Source organism: Pseudomonas sp. SJZ103 (genome assembly GCF_007828335.1).
In the GTDB taxonomy this organism is placed as follows: domain Bacteria; phylum Pseudomonadota; class Gammaproteobacteria; order Pseudomonadales; family Pseudomonadaceae; genus Aquipseudomonas.
Map to the genome: position 1 here is coordinate 231,436 of NZ_VIUN01000008.1, position 22,892 is coordinate 254,327.

1 pseudogene is annotated in these 22,892 nt (G+C 64.4%); it reads right to left on the reverse strand.

The annotated features are described in order from the left end of the window. Positions 1 to 138: 138 nt before the first annotated feature. Positions 139 to 22,891: pseudogene (locus tag FBY10_RS18890) on the reverse strand (non-ribosomal peptide synthase/polyketide synthase). Position 22,892 lies beyond the last annotated feature (1 nt).

The window sequence follows — 22,892 nt, forward strand, 5'->3', positions numbered from 1 at the left end:
CCTCCAGACACCCTGCGCAGCCCGCCTGCCCAGGGTGTTTTTTATGGGCGATGCTTCGCCGCCCCTCCCCCCACAGCTCACCCACAAAAAAGCCCCGGCTCACACCACGTGAGCCGGGGCTTTCTGTCCAAGCGACGGTTACGCCATGGCTGTCACCAGGCTGCGTACAAATTCGGCGTTGTCGATGATGCGCTCATGGTCCACCTCAATCACCACCGACCGCACCACACAGCCCTCGCCAATCACCCGCTGCATACTGGCCTCGATCATCGCCCGGTGCTGACCGGCCCGGCTCATGGCGGCCCACCAGCAACTGACAGGCGCCTTGAGTGGCTTGAAGTCAGCCTGCTCCATGCGCTTGACCAACGTACGGTCGACGTCCCAGGACACCTGCGCTTCGTTGCCCTCCAACAGCGCTTGCCTGATGTCGAGGAAGGCGTCACCCAGGGTGGCCTCGGCCCATTCGACGAAGCGTGCCCATCGCGTGTCTTCATCGGCGTGGGTGGCCTGCACGTCCTGCCAGGTGGCATGGACAGCCTCTGCAAACGCCGGGAACATCACTCCGAGCAAGTCCACGCGCCGTTCGTTGTCGGATATCTCGCTGTCGTCAGTCACGATTGCCGCTTCCCAGTACGGGGTGAGCCAGCGCGGCGGCGACGAATCGATCCAGCCGACAAACTCTACCTGCCGGCCCGCCTGTTCCAGGTGATAGGCAACCTCTACCGCCAGGTTGCCGCCCAACGACCAGCCCGCCAGGCGGAAGGACCCTTCGGGCTGGGCCTCCAGCAATTGCGCGGTGTAGTCCTCGACCATGCCGGACCAGGCCGGCACTTCGGCGCCCTCCTCGGCCAACGCACGACAGATCACCCCGACCACCGGCCGCTGTTCACGCAACGCCAGGGCGATGGCCTTGTAGCAATGCACCGAACCGTAGCTGGGGTGGAACAGGTAGAGCGGCGTGCCTTCGGTGCGGCTGTTGAGCGGCACCAGCAGCGAGCGGCGAGTGGTGCCTTCGAGGCAGCCGACCTGCGCGCGCACGGTCGGGTTGAGCATCAACTGGCTGACCGAAAGGCCGATACCGCTGGCCTTGCGAATCCGCTCCTTGAGCATCAGCACCAACAGCGAGTGGCCGCCCAATTCAAAGAAGTTGTCATTCATCCCGACGTGTTCCACACCGAGCACATCGGCCCAGATCGCGGCGACGCTCTGTTCAAGCTCGGTCCGTGGCGCTTCAAACCGCTGGGTCGACTGCGTGTCCGGCTTCGGCAATGCCTTGCGGTCCAGCTTGCCGTTGGGGCTGAGGGGCATCTGTTCCAGCAGCAACCATTGCGTCGGCACCATGTAATCCGGCAACTGCACAGCCAAGTGTGCACTGAGGGTTTCACGCCAGCCCTCGCCCTGCTCCTGCAAGACCAGGTAACCCACCAGGTGCTTGCCGTCCACCGCCAGCACCGCCGCCTCGCGCACCGACTCGTGCTCCAGCAGGCGTGCTTCGATTTCACCCAGCTCGATACGCAAGCCGCGCAGTTTGACCTGATGGTCGATACGCCCGGCGTATTCGATCACACCGTCAGGGCGGTAGCGCGCCAAGTCACCGGTACGGTAGAGGCGCTCGCCCTTGATGAACGGATGCGCGATAAAGCGCTCGGCGGTCAAGCCCGGACGCCGGTGATAACCGCGCGCCAGGCCCACGCCGCCCAGGAACAGTTCACCCAGCACGCCGGCCGGTACCGGCTCGAAATGGCTGTCCAGGACATAGCAGCCCAGGTTGGCAATCGGCTTGCCGATCGGCACCGCGTCGCGGCCTTCATCCACGCACGTCCAGTGGGTCACGTCGATGGCCGCTTCGGTCGGGCCATACAGGTTGTAAAGCGCGGCATGCGGCAGCTTGGCAAACACTTGCTGTTGCGCGTCCACCGGCAACGCCTCGCCACTGCACACAATGCGCTGCAGGCTGGCGCAGGAAGACACGTTCGAATCCTGCAGGAACGCTTGCAGCATCGACGGCACAAAATGCAGCGTGGTGACCTGTTCACGCGTGATCAGGCCGACCAGTTTGTCCGGGGCGCGATGGTCCCCCGGTGCGGCGACCACCAGGCGTGCGCCGGTCATCAGCGGCCAGAAGAACTCCCACACCGAGACGTCGAAACTGAACGGAGTTTTCTGCAACACGGTGTCGCGGGCATCCAGCGCGTAGGCCTCCTGCATCCAGCACAGGCGGTTGGTCAGTGCGCAATGGCGGTTGCCCGCGCCTTTGGGTTGCCCGGTGGAACCCGAGGTGTAGATCACGTAGGCGAGGTTTTCACCGTCCAGGGCGAGCCCTGGGTTCGCGTCGCTGTAGCCTTCGCACCCGGCGTCGCCCAGCACCAGGGTTTCCAGGCCTTGGGGAATCGGTAATTGCTCAAGCAAATGGGCTTGGGTCAGCAGCAGTTTCACGCCGCTGTCGTCCAGCATGTAGGCCAGGCGCTCACGCGGGTATTCGGGGTCCAGCGGCACATAGGCACCACCGGCCTTGAGCACCGCGAGCAGGCCGACGACCATTTCGATGGAACGCTCCACCGCCAGGCCTACCAGCACGTCCGGGCCTACGCCGGCTTCGATCAGGCGATGCGCCAGGCGGTTGGCGCGGCGGTTCAACTCGGCGTAGTTCAGGCGCTGCGCGCCAAATACCAGGGCGGGAGCCTGCGGCGTCAGGGCGACCTGATCTTCGATCAATTGGTGCACACCGCGTGGCAGCGGGTACTCGCGCGCCGTCGCATTCCAGTCCTCGACGATCACCTTGCGCTGTGCCTGCGGCAGGGATGGCAGGTCCGCCAGGCGCTCCACCTGCGGCAAAGTGAGTGCCTGCAATACCTGCTCGAAGTGCTCGGCCAGATGGACGATGTCCTGCTCGCCGAACGCAGCCGGGTCGTAGTTGAACTCCACGGCCAGGCGTTCACCCATGGCCAGCAATACGGTCAAGGGATAGTGCGTCTGTTCCAGGCTGTCCATCGCGCCGAAACGCAGGCCCGCCGGGGCGCCCTGCTCCAGCGCCGCCGACACCGGGTAGTTCTCGAACACCAGGATGCTGTCGAACAGCGCTTCGCCACCGAGCCCGGCCCAACGCTGAATGTCGAACAACGGCGTGTGCTCCTGCTCGCGCAGACGCAGGTTTTGCCCCTGCACCTGCTGCAGCCAGGCGTCCACGCTCAACTGCGGGCTCGGCGTCGCCACCACTGGCAAGGTGTTGATAAACAAACCGACCTGCTGCTCGATGCCCGGCAACTCGGCCGGACGTCCCGCCACCGTCGCACCGAACGCGACGGTGTCCAGGCCGGTATGCCGTTGCAACAGCAGGAGCCAGGCACTTTGCACCAGGGTATTGAGGGTAACCTTGCGCCGCTGGGCAAAGGCCTTGAGCTGCTCGGTGGCCGACTGCTCCAGCACCAGCCGGTGAATGCCGTTGACCTGGGAAACACCCTGCTCGCGCCTGGCACCGCGCGACAGCCGGGTCGGTTCCTGCATCCCCGCCAGCTGCGCCTTCCAGAAGGTTTCGCTGGTGACCGGGTCCTGTGCCTGCAGCCAGGCGATGTAGTCACGGTAACGCCCGTTCGGCGCGCGCAACACCTCGCCGGCGTACTGCTGCAGCACCTCGCCGAACAACTGCGATGAACTCCAGCCATCCATCAGGATGTGGTGGTTGGTGTAAATCAGATGATGGCTGTCGGCACCGGTACGCACCACCACCAGGCTCAACAATGGGGCCTGCTCAAGCACAAAGCCTTCGGCCCGGGCGGCTTCGGCCAGTGCGTCGAGTGCTTCGGCGCGGTCCGCGCGGTGCTGCCAATCGTGTTCGAGCAAAGGCACCCGCACCGTCTTGTAGACCACTTGCAACGGCTGCTCCAGCTCGGTCTGCCAGAGGAACGCCGTGCGCAGGATATCGTGGTGCTCCACGGCAACCTGCCAGGCCGCGTGGAACCTGCTTACATCCAGCCCATGCACATCGACGCGCATCTGGTTGATGTAGTCGCCGGAACCCTGTCCATACAAGGATTGGAACAGCATGCCCTGTTGCATCGGTGACAACGGGTAGATGTCCTCGACCCGGTTCAACGGCAACGACAGGCCATCCAACTGTGCCTGGCTCAAGCGCGCCAATGGGAAGTCCGACGGCGTGGCACCGGTGTTTTCAGGCTGGCAGCAATGTGCGATCAGTGCCTTGAGTTCCTGGGCATAGTCCTCGGCCAATTGCTGGATGCTGGCCGGGTCGAACATCTGCTGACTGAAGCTCCAGGTCAGGTTCAATTCGCCGCCATACACCTGGCCGTTGATTTCCAGCCAGTTGCCCAAGGACGCTTCAGGGCTTTGATCAGCCCCGGCAGCGTCACCGGAAGGCGCAAACAGGCCCTGCTCCTCGCTGTCATCAAAACTGGCATCGAACTGGCCCAGGTAGTTGAACGTAATGCGAGGCTGCGGCAAGCCCGCCAGGGCTTCACGAACCTGCGGTTGCCCCAGGTAACGCAAGGCACCAAAGCCGATGCCTTTGTCGGGAATGGCGCGCAGTTGCTCCTTGATCCCCTTCAACGAGTCCGTCAGGGTCAGGGCCGGCGTCAGTTTGACCGGGTAGAGACTGGTGAACCAGCCGACGGTGCGCGTCAGGTCGATATCGTCGAACAGGTCTTCGCGGCCATGTCCCTCCAAACGGATCAGGGTCGACGCATGCCCGGTCCAGCGCCCGATCACTCGGGCCAGGGCGGTCAGCAACACATCGTTGATCTGGGTGCGATAGGCCGCCGGTGCGTCCTGCAACAGGCGCCGGGTGTGGGTGGTATCCAGATGCGTGGTCGCACTGCCGGCATGCCGGTTGCTCAAGCTGGCGCCCGGCCTGGCAGCTGGCAGGTCGACCTCGGCGCCGTGCAACTGCGCTTGCCACCATGCCAGTTCGCCGGTCAGCGCATCGCCCTGGGCGTACTGCTGCAGTCGGTGTGCCCAGTCGCGGGTGGAGCTGGTCTTGGCCGGCAATGCCACGGCAACGCCACGGGCGAGCTGCCGGTAAGCCGTTTGCAGGTCCTCCAAAAGGATCCGCCACGACACACCATCCACCACCAGGTGGTGGACCACCAACAGCAAGCGCTGTGCACCACCGTCCAACTCGACCAGCACCGCCCGTATCAGCGGGCCGTAGCCCAGGTCCAGGCTGCGTTGTGCCTCTTCACCCAAGGCCGCGAGTTCGTCGATGTCCTGCAGCGTGCGGTGCCACAGAACGGCATGGGCCTGGTGCTGTTCGGCACCGCGATAGACGCCCTGCCAGCCATCCGCACCGTCAACGAACTGCGAACGCAACGCATCGTGATGCACGATCAACGCCTGCAAGGCCTGGGTCAGCGTCGTGGCGTCGAGGTGTTCATGGGGTTGCAATACCACCGATTGGTTCCAGTGATGACGCTCGGCGATCTCATCGGCGAAGAACGCTTGCTGGATAGGCAGCAGCAAGGTTTCGCCACTGAGCGCGGCCTGGCTGATCGTCACGCCTTCGACGCCTTGGCGCGCGACACCGGCCAGGCTTTGTACGGTCTGGTGCTGGAACAGGTCCTTGGGCGTGAACCGAATACCCGCCTGGCGAGCACGGCTGACTACCTGGATCGAGATGATCGAATCACCACCCAGCTCAAAGAAGTTGTCGTTCAGGCCCACTTGCGGCAGGCGCAATACCTCGGCCCAGATCGCGGCAATCTGCTGCTCCAACTCGCTCTGCGGAGCCACATAGGCTTGTTGCAACAGGCTGGCGTCGGGTTGCGGCAAGCCCTTGCGGTCGAGCTTGCCGTTGGGGGTCAGCGGCATTTGCGCCAGGAACATGAAGTACGTCGGCACCATGTAATCCGGCAGGCGGGTTTTCAGGGCACGGCGCAGGTGGTCGCGGAACTCGGCTTCGTTGACCAGGCTGGCGTCGGCCGGCACCACGTAGGCCACCAGCTGTTTGCCGGTCGGGCCTTCCTGGGCCACCACCACGGTTTCGCCAACGTTGTCCTGCTCGCGCAGGCGCGCTTCGATCTCGCCCAGCTCGATACGGAAGCCACGGATTTTCACCTGATGGTCGACGCGACCGAGGTAATCCACCACGCCATCCGGGCGCCCACGGGTCAGGTCGCCGCTGCGATACACACGACTGCCAGGTTTGCCGAACGGGTCCGGCACGAAGCGCTCGGCGGTCAGTGCCGGACGTTCCAGGTAACCGCGGGCCACGCCCTCGCCACCCAGATACAGCTCACCGGCGACGCCGATGGGTTGCAGGTTGAGTTGCGCGTCCAGCACGTAGCCGCTGCGGTTGCCCAGCAACGTGCCGATTGGCGCGTAGACGGCGCCGCAGGGATCGCCTCGACGGGCTTTCCACAGCAGCGGCGTGACCACGGTTTCCGTCGGGCCGTAGCCGTTGAACAGGTAGGTCGGCTTGAGCGCGCGCCAGGCCAGGTCGTAGCTGGCCTGGGCGACAGCATCACCGCCGAAGCAGTAGACCCGAACCTTCGGCGGGTTGCCGTCACGCTCGGCATGTTCGGCCAACTGCTGCAGGTACACCGGAGGGAACACCGCCATGGTCACGTTGTGACGGTGCATCTGTTCGTAGGTGTACTCGGGCAGCCATAGGCTGTCGTCACGGATCAGCACACTGGCGCCATTGATCAGCGGGTGCATCCAGCCTTCGTGGGAGCCGTCGAAGGCAAACGACATGAAATGCAGTTCGCAATCGGCCGGCGATGTTTCATAACGCTCGCCGGTGGCGATGATATGCGCCACCAACGGCCCATGAGAGACCGCCACGCCTTTGGGCATGCCGGTCGAGCCGGAGGTGTAGATCACGTAGGCCAGGTTGTCGCCGTCCAGTTTCACCTGCGGTGCCGTGTCGCTGAAGCCTGCCCATTGCTCGGTGCGATCAATCGCCAGGCTGTCCAGGCCTTCGGGAATCGGCAGTTGCGGCAGCGCACTGGTGTGGGTCAGCAGCAACTTCGCGCGGCTATCCTGCATCATGTACAGCAGGCGATCACGCGGGTACTCGATATCCAGTGGCACATACACGCCGCCGGCTTTCATCACCGCCAGGAACGCCACCATGCTCTCGGCACTGCGCGGCATGGCAATCGCCACGCGCACTTCGGGGCCGACGCCACGGGTGATCAGGGCGTGGGCCAGGCGGTTGGCCTGGCGGTCAAGCTCGCCGTAGCTCAGGGTTTGCGCGTCGAATTTCACCGCGACTGCATCCGGGTTTTCCCGGGCACGGTCGGCGACCAGTTCGTGGACCAGGCGCTCGGCTGAGAAGCCGGCAGCGGTTTGATCCCACAATTGCAGGATCTGCTGGCGTTCGGCCGGGTCCAGCAGGTTCAACTCGCCGATGCTGTGCTGTGGGTGCGCAACCATGCCCTGCAACAGGTTCTGCCAGTGGCGCGCCATGCGCTCGATGGTCGAGGCGTTGAACAGGTCGGTGGCGTAACCCAAGGTGGCCCAGATGTTGTCGGTGCCTTCATGCACATCCAGGTCCAGGTCGAAATGGGCGGTCTGGCTCTCCCATTCCAGGCCTTCGACGCGCAGTGCGGACAGCGCGTGTTCGGCGCCGCCCAGGCGCGCTTCGGTCTGGTGGTTGAACATCACTTGGAACAACGGGTTGAGGCTCAAGCTGCGCTCGGGTTGCAGCGCCTCCACCAGTTGCTCGAACGGCAGGTCCTGATGGTCCTGGGCCTCCAGCGCACGCTGGCGGACCTGCTGCAACAGTTGCGTGACCGAAGTCTGCTCATCGATATCGGCCTTGAGCACCTGGGTGTTGACGAAGAAGCCAATCAGCCGCTCGGTCTCGACCCGGTTGCGGTTGGCAATCGGCACCCCGACGCGCACGTCTTCCTGGCCGCTGTAACGGTGCATCAGCGCCTGGAACGAGGCCAGTAACAGCATGAACAGGGTCACGCCTTCGCGTTGCGCCAGGCCCTTGAGGTCGGCAACCAGCGCGGGCGGCAGCTCGACAAACAGGCGCGCACCACGATGGCTTTGCTCGGCCGGGCGCTGGTGGTCGAAAGGCAACTCCAGCACCGGTTGCTCGCCGCCCAGCAAACCTTGCCAGTACGCCAGCTGCCGGGCTTTTTCGCCCGCGTCCATCCACTCGCGCTGCCAGCGGGCATAGTCGGCGTACTGGATCGGCAAGGCCGGCAGTTGCAGATCCAGGCCCTGGCTGTAGGCGCTGTACAACTGCACCAGCTCATCGACCATGATTTGCATCGACCAGCCGTCGGAGACGATATGGTGCAGCACCAGCACCAGTACATGCTCGTCCTCGCCCTGGCGCAACAACGTGGCCCTGAGCAATGGCCCGGCCTGCAGGTCGAACGGGCGGGCGATCTCGGCTTGGACCTGGGCCTTGAGCCGGGTCGGGTCGCTCTCGACCAGAACGATGTCGACCGTGGCCTGCGCCGCAATCACCTGCACGGTCTGCTCATCACCCTGATGCAAATGGGTGCGCAGGCTTTCGTGGCGCGCTACCAGCGTGTCGAAGCTGCGTTGCAGCGCGTTCAGGTCCAACCGGCCCTTGAGGCGCAACGCGCTGGGCACATGGTAGGCGGCGCTGTCGGGCTCCAGCAGCCAGAGGAACCACTGGCGCTCCTGGGCATACGACAACACCAACGGCACATCGCGGGAAGACGGCACCAATGCCGGCGCCGTCGAACCGCCCCGCTTGCCCTCGGTATGCACGGCCGCGACAAAGCCGTCGAGGCGCGGTTGTTCGAACAGCACGCGCAGCGGCAACTCGATCCCCAGGTTATGCCGCAGGCGCGACGCCACTTGCATGGCCAGCAAGGAATGGCCGCCCAGCTCAAAGAAATGATCGGTCAGGCCAATACGTTCGGCACCGAGGATATTCGCCCAGATCGCGGCAACCTGCTGCTCCAGCACACTGACCGGCGCCACCCAACTGTGCAGCGCCTGGCTCGCATCCGGGCGTGGCAAGGCATGGCGATCCAGCTTGCCATTGGGGCTCAATGGCAGTGCCTTCAGGAACATGAAGTGCGCCGGCACCATGTAGTCCGGCAGCTCATCGCGCAAGGCCGCGCGAAGCTGCTCACGCAGTGCGTCCTGCTCGGACTCGGCCGTGGAGGTGACGAGGTAGGCGATCAGTTGCTGGTCGGCAGCAATCACCAGCGCTTCGCGGACCGCATCCTGGGCCAGCAGGCGCGATTCGATTTCACCCAGTTCGATACGGAAGCCACGTACCTTGACCTGATGGTCGATACGCCCGATGTACTCGATCACGCCATCGGCGCGGTAGCGCGCCAGGTCGCCGGTGCGGTACAGGCGACCGCCGCCAGCGGGGTCAAAAGGGTCGGGAATAAAGCGTTCGGCGGTCAACGCCGCGCGGTTGAAGTACCCCCGCGCCAGCAATGGCCCGCCGATCACCAGTTCGCCGGCCACGCCCACGGGCACCGGGTTGAGGCTGGCATCCAGCAGGTAGATGGCACGGCCGTCCAGTACGCGACCAATCGGCATCATTTGCGTGACGGCTTCGCTGCCATCGACATAACCCGCACAATCGAGGGCCGTGACCGTGACGGTCGCCTCGGTGGGACCGTAGGTGTTGAGCAGACGCACATGGCCCAGCCCGGCATCGCGCCAGGAGGCCAAACCTTCCGGCGGCATGGCTTCGCCGCCCGCATGCACCTGGCGCAACCGCCCATAGTCCCGCACACCGCGCTCGGCAAAGTCCCGGGCGATCAGGTGCCAGTAGGCGGTGGTGAGGTCGACCACCGAAATCTCATGTTCGATCAGTTGGGTGTAGAAGGTGTCGCTGTCCCACAGCTCGCCGCCACGCACCACCACCGCAGCCCCGCAGCAGAGTGCCGGGTAGAGTTGCTCGACGAAACCGTCGAAGTTGAACGTACCGAATTGCAGCACGCAGTCGGCGGCGGTCAGCGCAAACACCTCGATAAACACCTCGACGTGGCGTGCCAACGACGCCTGGTCGATGCCCACGCCCTTGGGCCGCCCGGTCGAACCCGAGGTGAACATCAGGTAGGCCAGGTTGGCCGGGAACGCGCGCACCTCGGGGTTGCTCGACGGGTACTCGGCCAACCACTGCGGATCGCACTCCAGGCAGATCACCGCCAGGTCGGCACTGATCGGCAGGCGCTCCAGCAACGGCTGCTGGGTCAGCAACAGCTGCAAACCGCTGTCTTCGATCATGCATTGCAGGCGGTCGCGGGGGTATTGCGGGTCCAGCGGCACATAGGCGCCGCCGGCCTTGAGCACGGCCAGCAGGGCCACGATCATTTCCAGCGAACGGTCCACGGCCACGCCGACCAGGCTGTCGGCGCCCACGCCCTGCTCGATCAGGGCGTGGGCCAGTCGGTTGGCGCGCTGGTTGAGATCGGCGTAACTCATGCGCCGCTGATCCATGATCAGGGCGACGGCGTCGGGCCGGCTCGCCACCTGCTGCTCGAATTTAACCAGCACGCTGCTGTGGGCGGCACGCGCCGGCTGCGGCGGGTTCCACCCATAGAGCATCTGCGCTTGCTCATCGCGGCCCAACATCGGCAGGTCGGCGATACACTGCCGGGCCGTACCCACCACGCTCTTCAGCAGGTTTTGCCAATGCGCGGCGAAGCGCTGCAGGGTACTGGCGTCGAACAGTGCGGTCGCGTAGGTCAACGAAGCGTGCAGGCCCTCGGCAGACTCCTGGGTATCCAGGCTCAGGTCGAAATGCGCCGTATGGCTGTCCCACTCCAGCCCCTGCACCTGCAGCCCCGGCAATTGCTGGCTGCTACGGTTGGCATGGGCGTCGGACTGGTGATTGAACATCACTTGGAACAGCGGGTTGTGGCTCAGGCTGCGCTCGGGTTGCAGGGCCTCGACCAACTGTTCGAAAGGCAGGTCCTGATGGGCCTGCGCACCCAACGCGTGCTCCTTGACCTGCTGCAACAGCTGGGCAAAGGTCATGTGCCCGTCGATCTCGGCCTTGAGCACCTGGGTATTGACGAAGAAGCCGATCAGTTGCTCGGTTTCCAGACGGTTACGGTTGGCGATAGGCACGCCGACACGGATGTCCGACTGGCCGGTGTAGCGGTACAACATCGACTGGAAGGACGCGAGCAGCAGCATGAACAGGGTCACGCCTTCGCGCTGCGCCAGGGCGCGCAAGCCTTCGACCACGACGGGCTCAACCAGCACATCCAGGCGTGCGCCTTCGTAACGTTGCATCGCCGGGCGCGGGCGGTCCAGTGGCAGCTCCAGTACCGGCTGCACATCACCCAGGCGCGCCCGCCAGTAGGCCAATTGCCGGGCTTTTTCGCCCGCCTCCATCCAGCCACGCTGCCACTGGGCGTAGTCCGCGTATTGAATCGGCAGCGGCGGCAGCATTGGCTCCAGCCCCTGGCTGTAACCGGCATACAAACTCACCAGTTCATCGACCATGACCTGCATCGACCAGGCATCCGACACGATGTGGTGCTGGACCAGTATCAGCACATGCTCGTGCTCGCTCAGTTGCAGCAGCTTGATGCGCAGTAACGGGCCGGCCTGCAGATCGAATGGCCGGGCGATTTCGCGCTCCACCCACCCCTGCAATTCGCCGGAGGTGGCTGCGCCCACGACCTGGTGTTCAATCACCGGCGCAGCCTGTTCGAGCACGCGCTGAACGGTCTGGCTCACGTCGGAAAAAAACACCGTGCGCAAGGTTTCATGGCGCTGCACCAGGGTGTCGAACGCACGTTGCAGGGCCACACGGTCAAGCGCACCCAACAGGCGTAGCGCGGCAGGAATGTGATAGGCCGCGCTGTCGGGTTCCAACTGCCAGAGGAACCACTGGCGCTCCTGGGCATACGACAGGGCCAACGGCTGTTCGCGATCCGCGCGGGTGATCTGCGCGACCTCGGCGCGTGCATCCCCCAGTGCCGCCACGAAGGCGCCCAGCACCGGTTGTTCAAACAGGCTTTTGAGCGCCACCTCGATACCCAGTGCCTGGCGCACACGCGACACCATGCGGGTCGCCAGCAGCGAATGACCGCCGAGTTCGAAGAAATGGTCTTCCAGGCCCACCTGCGGCACGCCCAGCACCTCGGCCCAGATCGCGGCCACCTGCCGGGCTTTCTCACCGACCGGCGCCACATAGCGTTTTTGCAGCAGGCTGGCGTCTGGCTTGGGCAGCGCCTTGCGATCCAGCTTACCGTTCGGTGTCAGCGGCAGGCGTGCCAGGAACAGCATGTGCGCCGGCACCATATAATCCGGCAGCACCTCGCGCAGCGCGGCCTTGAACGTTTCGCGCAAGGCGCCCTGATCGGCTTCCGGCGTCGAGGTGTCGGTCACCAGATAGGCCAGCAACTGGTCGTGCTCGGCCACCACCACGGCTTCGCGGATCGCATGCTGCTCACGCAGGCACGCCTCAATCTCTCCCAGTTCTATACGGAACCCACGCACCTTGACCTGATGGTCGACGCGGCCGATGTACTCGACCACGCTATCCGCGCGATAGCGCGCCAGGTCGCCGGTGCGGTACAGGCGTTCGCCGTTAGTAGCGAACGGGTTAGGCACGAAACGTTCGGCAGTCATCGCTGCGCGGCCGTGGTAACCACGGGCCAGGCCGACACCGCCGATCAGCAGCTCACCGCTGGTGCCTACCGGGCTCGGGGTGAGCTCGGCATTGAGGATAAACAACGAGGTGTTGGCGATTGGCCGACCGACAAACGGCAACGGTTCAACCAGTAGATGGGCCGCCGACCAAATAGTGGTTTCGGTCGGGCCATACAGGTTCCACACCGTGCCCTGCTGGGCCAGCATGCGTTGCGCCAGGTCGACCGGCAACGCCTCGCCACCGCACAGGCACTTGACCCCGCGCAGCAAGGCGCGGCGTTCGCTGTCCAGGAGCATGCGCCAGCTCGAGGGCGTGGCTTGCACCACACTGATCGCTTCGCGCTGTACCAGATCCAGAATCGCCTCGGGGTCCAGGGACACGTGCTTGTCGGCCAGTACCACCGTCGCACCTGTCGCCAGCGGTACGTAGAGTTCCAGGGCAAAGATATCGAACGAGAACGTCGTCAACGACAACAGCCGCGCGTCAGCGCCAATGGACAGGGTGCTGGCCATGCCATGGGTGAAGCTGCTCAGTGCGCCATGACGCACCATCACGCCCTTGGGCTTGCCGGTGGAGCCGGAGGTGTAGATCACATAGGCGAGGTGTTCGCCCGTCAGTTCGATGTCGGGGTTGGCGCTGCTGTAGCGCGCATCTTCCTGTGCGTCCATGAGCAGCAATTGCTGGTCAGCCGCCAGTGGCAGGCGTTCGTGCAGGTCGCCGGCAGTCAGTAATACGCGTGCGCGGCTGTCTTCGAGCATGAACGCCAGCCGATCCGCCGGGAACTGCGGATCGAGCGGCACATAGGCACCACCGGCCTTCAGGGTTGCCAGCAAGGCCAGCACCATGTCCACCGAACGGTCCAGGGCAATGGACACCAGCACGTCCGGGCCAACACCGGCGGCACGCAGGCGATGGGCCAGGCGATTGGCACGGCGGTTCAGTTCTGCGTAGCTCAGCGCCTGGCCATTGCAGACCAGCGCGATCGCGTCCGGACGGGCCTGGGCCTGGGCTTCCAGCAAATGGTGTACACCCACAGCCTGCCGGAACGCCTGGTGCGTGTCATTCCAGGTATGCACCAGTTGCTGCCACTGCGTATCGTCCAGCAACGGCAACTCGCCGACCCGGCCGTTACAATCCTGGACCACCAGGTGCAACAAACGGTGCCAGTGGCCGAGGAAACGTTCCAGGCCCGGCGCATCAAACACGTCGGTGGCATAGGTCAGGGACGCCTGGATACCATCAGCCGATTCCTGGGTGTCGAGGTTGAGGTCAAACTGCGACGTCTTGCTTTCCCACTCCAGCCCTTGTACTTGCAGGCCCGTGACGCTACCGCCGCCGCGTTGGGTGTCGGTCTGGTGGTTGAACATCACTTGGAACAACGGGTTGTAGCTCAGGCTGCGCTCGGGCTGCAGCGCTTCCACCAGTTGCTCGAACGGCAAGTCTTGATGGGCCTGGGCCTCGACCGCACGTTGGCGGGTTTGCTGCAGCAATTCACGGAAGGTCATTTGGCCGTCGATATCGGCCTTGAGGATTTGCGTGTTGACGAAAAAGCCGATCAGGCGCTCGGTCTCCACCCGATTACGGCTGGCCACCGGCACGCCGATGCGGATGTCACCCTGGCCACTGTAGCGGTGCAACACGGCCTGGAACGACGCCAGCAACAGCATGAAGACCGTCACACCTTCGCGCTGTGCCAAGGTCTTGAGGGCCGCCACCAGCGAGGTTTCCAGGGTCAGGTCCAGCCTGGCCCCGCGGTAGCTCTGTACCGCTGGCCGCGGGCGGTCCATGGGCATTTCGAGGACCGGCTGCTCGCCGCCGAGCATGCCTTTCCAGTAACCCAACTGGCGCTCACGCTCGCCCGCCTCCATCCAGCTGCGTTGCCACAGCGCGTAGTCGGCGTACTGGATCGGCAAGGCCGGCAGTTGCAGGTCCTGGCCCTGCACATAGGCGGCGTACAGCTGCACCAGCTCGTCGACCATCACCTGCATCGACCAGCCATCGGAAACGATGTGATGCTGCACCAGCACCAGCACATGTTCCTCGGGCGCCAGGCGCAGCAGCTTGACCCGCAACAGTGGACCTTGCTGCAAATCGAACGGCTGGGCGATCTCGGCTTCCACCAACGCCTTGAGTTCGGATTCCTCGGCGTCGACCAGGGCGATCTCCACCGGTACCTGATCGGCAATCACCTGCAGGGCGCTGTCGCCGTCCTCCTGCAAATGCGTGCGCAGGCTTTCATGGCGCATCACCAGTGTGTCAAAGCTGCGCTGCAACGCGGTCACGTCCAGCTGGCCGGTCAGGCGCAGGGCCCTTGGCACGTGATAGGCAGTGCTCTGCGGCTCCAACTGCCACAGGAACCACTGCCGTTCCTGGGCATAAGAGAGTCGAAGGGGCTCACCTTCCTGGCGCTTGAAAACCGGGGCAATCTCAAACAGGTTGATGCCTTGCTGCTTGAGCATTACCGCCAACGCTTTCTTTTGTTGCGCTGAAAGTGACCCTACCGACTCGATTAATGCTTGCACGCCACGCCCCTCAGGAAATCAATTTATCCAAATCTTCTGCTGATAGACGTTTGAGAGCCTCCAAGGATTTAGCCAATGCGTCCTGCACCGGCGAATTATTTGTCTGCTGGCCAGCCACATAGGCGCTGAAGTCGGCCAGGGTCGGGGTGGTGAAGATCGATTTGACGTCGAATTCGGCGTGCAGCTGCTCACGCAGGCGCACCACCACCTGGGTCGCCAGCAGCGAGTGCCCGCCCAGTTCGAAGAAGTTGTCGTTCAAACCCACGCGCGGTACCTCCAGGACCTCGGCCCAGATCGCGGCGATCTTCTGTTCCAGCTCGCTCTGCGGCGCGACATACTCCCGCGCTTGCAAACTGGCGTCCGCCTTGGGCAAGGCCTTGCGATCCAGTTTGCCGTTGGGGCTCAGGGGCATCTGCTCCAGCAGCACCCATTGGGCGGGCACCATGTAGTCCGGCAACTGCTGGGCGAGATGGGCGCTGAGCACATCGCGCCAATCGTCCCCGGCGTTTTGCAGCACCAGGTAGCCCACCAGGTATTTGCCGTCGACCGCCAGCACGGCGGTCTCACGGACCCACTCGTGCTCCAGCAGGCGTGCTTCGATTTCACCCAGTTCGATGCGCAGGCCGCGCAGCTTGACTTGATGATCGATGCGCCCGGCGTATTCGATCACGCCGTCTGCGCGGTAGCGTGCGAGGTCGCCGGTACGGTACAGGCGCTCGCCCTGGATGAACGGGTGGGCGACAAAACGTTCGGCGGTGAGTGCCGGGCGGCGGTGGTAGCCACGGGCCAGGCCGATACCGCCCAAGTACAACTCACCCAGCACGCCGACCGGTACGGGTTCGAAGTGGCTGTCGAGGATGTAGCAACCCAGGTTGGCAATCGGGCGACCAATCGGCACCGCGTCGCGGCCTTCGTCCACGCAGGTCCAGTGGGTCACGTCGATGGCGGCTTCGGTCGGGCCGTACAGGTTGTAGAGCCCGGCCTGCGGCAGCTTGGCGAAGACCTGCTGCTGGGCGTCCACCGGCAAGGCCTCGCCGCTGCACACGATGCGGCGCAAGGTATGACAGGTCGCAACCGTCGGGTCCTGCAGGAACGCCTGCAACATCGACGGGACAAAGTGCAGCGTGGTGACGTGTTCGGCATTGATCAGGCGCACCAGTTTGGTCGGATCGCGATGATCCCCCGGCGCGGCGACCACCAGGCGCGCACCAGTCATCAACGGCCAGAAGAACTCCCACACCGACACGTCGAAGCTGAACGGGGTCTTTTGCAGCACTGTGTCGCTGACGTCCAGGCCATAGGCTTCCTGCATCCATTGCAGGCGGTTCAGCAATGCCGAATGACGGTTGCCGGCGCCTTTGGGTTGGCCGGTGGAGCCCGAGGTGTAGATCACGTAGGCGAGGTTTTCGCCGTCCAGGGCGATCCCTGGGTTAGCGTCGCTGTAGCCCTCGAAGGCAGACTCGCCCAGCACCAGGGTTTCCAGGCCTTGGGGAATCGGCAACTGCTCACGCAAATGCGCCTGGGTCAGCAGCAGTTTCACGCCGCTGTCGTCCAGCATGTAGGCCAGGCGTTCGCGCGGGTATTCCGGGTCCAGCGGCACATAGGCACCACCGGCCTTGAGCACCGCCAACAGGCCGACGACCATTTCGATGGAACGCTCCACCGCCAGGCCCACCAGCACGTCCGGCCCCACGCCGGCTTCGATCAGGCGATGCGCCAGGCGGTTGGCGCGGCGGTTCAGTTCGGCATAGCTCAAGCGCTGCTCGGCAAACACCAGGGCCGCAGCGTCCGGCGTGCGCCCCACCTGCTGTTCAATCAGTTGATGCACGCAGTGCTGCAATGGGTAGTCCCGTGCCGTGGCGTTCCATTCCTGCACCACCTGCTGACGCTCGGCCACATCGAGCATGGGCAGGTTACCCAGACGTTGCTGGCCGCCCTCAAGCATGGCTTGCAGCAGATTGAGCAGATGGCGGCCGTAGGTTTGCACCGTGCCCAGGTCGAAATGCGCACGCGCGAAACTGAACTGCACCGATAGCGTGTCACCCACGTCCACCAGCACCGTCAGCGGGAAGCTGGTCTGCTCGCGGGAATCCGGCAGGCCAAAACGGATACCGCTGCCGCCACTCTGCTCCAGGGCCTTGGACACCGGGTAGTTTTCGAACACCAGGATGTTATCGAACAAGGCTTCACCGCCCTGCCCGGCCCAGCGCTGGATATCGTACAGCCCGGTATGTTCATGCTCGCGCAAGGCCAGGTTCTGCGCCTGCACCGCTTGCAACCAGTCAGCCACGGTTTGCTGGCCATCCACTGCGCAGATCACCGGCAAGGTGTTGATGAACAGGCCGATCTGCTGCTCCACCCCCACGAGGTCTGCCGGGCGCCCGGCCACGGTGGCGCCGAACGACACCACCGCCTGCCCGCTATGGCGCTGCAACAGGACCAGCCATGCTGCCTGGATCAGGGTATTGAGCGTGACCTTATTGCTGCGCGCAAAGGCCTCGAGGCGACCCGTCAGCGGGCGCTCCAGGCTCAGTTGGTGTTCGCCATGCCCATTCGCCGCGCTTGGCTGGCTGCTGCCCAGGCGGGTCGGCGCTTGCAGTGCACTCAACTGCTCGCGCCAGAAGGTTTCGGTCGCACCGGCATCCCGCTGCTGCAACCAGCCGATGTAATCACGATAGCGACCCGCCGCTTCAGGCACCGCCACTCCGGCGTAACGTTGCAGCACTTCACCGAACAGTCGCGAATTGCTCCAACCGTCCATCAGGATGTGATGGTTGGTGTAGATCAGTTCATGGCGTTGCTCGTCGGTGCGCACCAGCACCAGACGGACAAGGGGTGCCTTGGCCAGGTCAAAGCCCTGGCGACGCTGGGCTTGCTGCAGGTTTTGCAACGCCAGCTCACGCTCCGGCATGGCGCGCCAGTCGAGGTGTTCGATCGGCAACCGGGCCTCGCGATACACCACCTGGCACGGCCATTCCAGCTGGCCTTCCCAGTAGAACCCACTGCGCAACACATCATGGGCCTGCACCGTGACATCCCAGGCCTGCTGGAACCGCGCTACATCCAGGCCCTCGACCGTCACGCGGATCTGGTTGATGTAGTCGCCGGCGGCCTGTTCGTACAGGGTGTGGAACAGCATGCCCTGCTGCATGGGCGACAAGGTGTAGATGTCTTCAATCCCATCAGCGGCCAGCGGCAAGGATTCAAGCTGCTGCTGGTTCACGCGGGACAACGGGAAGTCCGAGGCCGTCACGCCGTGGTTGCCGGGGGTACAGCAATGTTCCACCAACGCCGTCAGTTCACGGCTGAAGGCCTGGCTCAAGGCGTCGATCTGCGACACCTCGAACATCAGCGGGCTGAAGGTCCAACCCAGGTGCAGCTCACCGCCGAACACCTGACCGTTGAGTGTCAACCAGTTGCCCAGCGGCGCCTCCGGGCTCTGCTCGGCACCGGCACTTTCTGCGGCCAGCGCGAACAAGCCGTCCGGCTGGTCAAAGCTGCCGTCGATCTGGCCCAGGTAATTGAAGGTGATACGCGGCACCGGCAATGCGCTGAACGCCTGGCGCGTGGCCTCGTCGCCGAGGTAGCGCAGCGCGCCGAAGCCCAGGCCCTTGTCCGGCACGGCGCGCAGTTGCTCCTTGATCTGCTTGATAGAAGCGCCAAGGGATTCGGCCGGGGTCAGGCGCACCGGGAACAGGCTGGTGAACCAACCCAGGGTGCGGGTCAGGTCGATATCGTCGAACAGGTCTTCGCGGCCGTGGCCTTCCAGCTGGATCAAGCTTGAAGCCTGCCCCGTCCACTGGCAGATGACGCGCGCCAGGGCGGTCAGCAGCAGATCGTTGATCTGGGTGCGATAGGCCGCAGGCGCCTGCTGCAGTAATTGCCGGGTGTGCTCGGCGTCCAGCTGGCTGACCACCGTCTGCGCCAGGCGGACAGGACGCGCGCCTTGCGGATCACGGCATGGCAGATCGGCCGGCACGCCCTGGAGTTGTTGCAGCCAGAAGTGTTTCTGCGGCTGTACCGCTTCGCTGCGGGCATGGGCCTGCAAACGCTCGGCCCAGGCCTTGAACGACGAGGTCTTGGCCGGTAACGGCTGTTGGCGGTACAGGCGTTGCAGGTCCTCAAGGAACACCCGCCAGGACACGCCATCCACCACCAGGTGGTGCATCACCAGCAACAGGCGCTGGGAACCGTCGGCCAGTTCGGCAAGCACCGCACGCAGCAAGGGCCCCTGATGCAGGTCGAGGCTGCGCTGGGCTTTTTCGCACAGCGCGGCCAGTTCGTCGGCATCCTTCACCGTGGCTTGCCACAGCACCTCAGGGGTGGCGGCTGCATGCTCGGCCTGCCACCCTTCGGCCTGCTGGCTGAAACTCAGGCGCAGCACATCGTGGTGCTGGACGATGGCGTGCAACGCCGCTTGCAGTCGACCTGCCCGGACCGGCTCGCGTGGCACCAGCAGCAAGGACTGGTTCCAGTGGTGGCGGTCCGGCAGGTCCATCTCGAAGAACAACTGCTGGAACGGCAGCAACGGCGTCTCGCCCTGCACCGGGCCTTGGTCGATCACCTGCGCTGTCTGCAACTGCGCCACCCGGGCGAGGCTGCGCACGGTCTGATGCTGGAACAGCGCCTTGGCGGTGAAATGGATACCGGCGGCACGGGCGCGGCTGACCACTTGAATGGAGATGATCGAGTCACCGCCGCGCTCGAAGAAGTTGTCATTCAAACCCACCTGTTCGACGCCCAGCACCTCGGCCCAGATCGCCGCGATCTGCTGCTCCAGCACACTGTGCGGAGCTTCGTAGGAGTGGGTGGCTTCGGGTTTGGGCAGCGCCTTGCGGTCGAGTTTGCCGTTGGGACTCAGGGGCATCTGTTCCAGCAGCATCCACTGTGCCGGGACCATGTAGTCCGGCAACTGCTGGGCGAGATGGGCGCTGAGCACATCGCGCCAATCGTCCCCGGCGTTTTGCAACACCAGGTAGCCCACCAGGTATTTGCCGTCGACCGCCAGCACGGCGGTCTCACGGACCCATTCGTGCTCCAGCAGGCGCGCCTCGATTTCCCCCAGTTCGATGCGCAGGCCGCGTAGCTTGACTTGATGATCGATGCGCCCGGCGTATTCGATCACGCCGTCTGCGCGGTAGCGTGCGAGGTCGCCTGTACGGTACAGGCGCTCGCCCTGGATGAACGGGTGGGCGACAAAACGTTCGGCGGTGAGTGCCGGGCGGCGGTGGTAACCACGGGCCAGGCCGATACCGCCCAAGTACAACTCGCCGAGGACGCCGACCGGTACGGGTTCGAAGTGGCTGTCGAGGATGTAGCAACCCAGGTTGGCAATCGGGCGACCAATCGGCACCGCGTCGCGGCCTTCGTCCACGCAGGTCCAGTGGGTCACGTCGATGGCGGCTTCGGTCGGGCCGTACAGGTTGTAGAGCCCGGCCTGCGGCAGCTTGGCGAAGACCTGCTGCTGGGCGTCCACCGGCAAGGCCTCGCCGCTGCACACGATGCGGTGCAGGCTTTGGCAAGTCGACACCGCCGGATCCTGCAGGAACGCCTGCAACATCGATGGCACGAAGTGCAGCGTAGTGACCCGCTGTTGATTGATCAGGTTGATCAGCCTGGCCGGATCACGATGATCACCGGGTGCTGCAACCACCAGGCGCGCACCAGTCATCAACGGCCAGAAGAACTCCCACACCGACACGTCGAAGCTGAACGGGGTCTTTTGCAGCACCGTGTCGCTGGCGTCCAGGCCATAGGCTTCCTGCATCCATTGCAGGCGGTTCAGCAATGCCGAATGACGGTTGCCGGCGCCTTTGGGTTGGCCGGTGGAGCCCGAGGTGTAGATCACGTAGGCGAGGTTTTCGCCGTCCACAATGACCCCGGGATTGGCATCGCTGTAGCCCTCGAAGGCAGATTCACCCAGCACCAGGGTTTCCAGGCCTTGGGGAATCGGCAACTGCTCACGCAAATGCGCCTGGGTCAGCAGCAGTTTCACCCCACTGTCGTCCAGCATGTAGGCCAGGCGTTCGCGCGGGTATTCCGGGTCCAGCGGCACATAGGCACCACCGGCCTTGAGCACCGCCAACAGGCCGACGACCATTTCGATGGAACGCTCCACCGCCAGGCCCACCAGCACGTCCGGCCCCACGCCGGCTTCGATCAGGCGATGCGCCAGGCGGTTGGCGCGGCGGTTCAGTTCGGCGTAGCTCAGGGACAGGTCGCTGAAGCGCAACGCCGGTGCATCCGGCTGTGCCAGCGCCTGGGTTTCGATCAACTGATGCACCCACTGCCCTTGGGGGTAGTCGCGCGCGGTGGCGTTCCATTGCGAGAGGATTTGCTCGCGCTCCTCGGCATTGAGTGTCGCCATATCCTGCAAGGGCAAGGCAGGGTTCGCCACGCCCGCACGCAACAGGCTCAGCCAATGTTCGGCCATGCGCGCGACGGTGGCAGCGCCGAACAGGTCGGTCGCGTAGGTCAAGGACGCCCAGATCGCGTCGCCGCTCTCCTGGGTATCCAGGCTCAGGTCGAACTGGGCACTGTGGCTGTCCCATTCGAGGTTGGCCACGCGCAGGCCCGGCAGTTGCTGCGCGGCGGCAGGGGAATTGGCCTGGTGGCTGAACATCACCTGGAACAGCGGGTTATGGCTCAGGCTGCGCTCCGGTTGCAGCGCTTCCACCAACTGCTCGAACGGCAAGTCCTGATGGGCCTGGGCTTCCAGCGCGCGGCGCTTGGTCTGCTGCAGTAACTGGGCGAAGCTCATCTGGCCATCGAGGTCAGCCTTGAGCACTTGCGTATTGACGAAGAAGCCGATCAGCGATTCGGTCTCGACGCGGTTGCGGTTGGCAATCGGCACGCCCACGCGAATATCCTGCTGGCCGCTGTAGCGGTACAGAAACGCCTGGAAGGAGGCCAGCAGCAACATGAACATCGTCACGCCTTCGCGCTGGGCCAGGGCTTTCAACCCTGCAACCAGTGCCGGTTCCAGCGCGATGTCCAGACGCGCGCCACGGTAGCTCTGTTGCGCCGGGCGCGGCTGGTCGAATGGCAGCTCCAGCACCGGCTGCGTGCCGCTGAGCAGTTCACGCCAGTAGTCCAGTTGGCGGGCCTTCTCCCCCGCTTCCATCCAGCGGCGTTGCCACAGTGCGTAGTCGGCGTACTGGATCGGCAAAGGTGCCAGCACGCAGTCCTGGCCCTGGCTGTAGGCGGCGTAGAGCTGCATCAGCTCCTGCACCATCACGCCCATCGACCAACCATCGGAGACGATATGGTGCTGCACCAGCACCAGCACGTGCTCGTCTTCACCGAGGGTAAGCAGGCTGACGCGCAGTAGCGGGCCTTGCTGCAAGTCGAACGGGCGGGCGATTTCGGCTTCGACGCGGGCCTTGAGCTGGGCCTCGTCGACCGAGCTTTCAGCGATCTCGATCACGCCGTGGGCCAGCACTTCCTGGGAGCGCTGTTCATCATCCAGGTGCAGGCGCGTGCGCAGGCTTTCATGGCGCACCGCGAGGGTGTCGAAGCTCTTTTGCAGCGCAACCTTGTCCAGGCGCCCGCTCAGGCGCAGGGCGCCCGGCACGTGATAGGCGGCGCTGTCCGGGTCCAGTTGCCAGAGAAACCACTGCCGTTCCTGGGCGTAGGACAACGGCAGCATCTGGCCGTCCTCACGGATCGAGGCAATCGGCAGCTGGGCGAAGCTCATGCCCCGGCTTTGCAGGCGCTGGTAAAACTGCTGGCGTTGTTCCAGAGGCAGGCGAAGAAAGCGCGAAACCAGATCGATATTAGGGTTGGAAAGCATG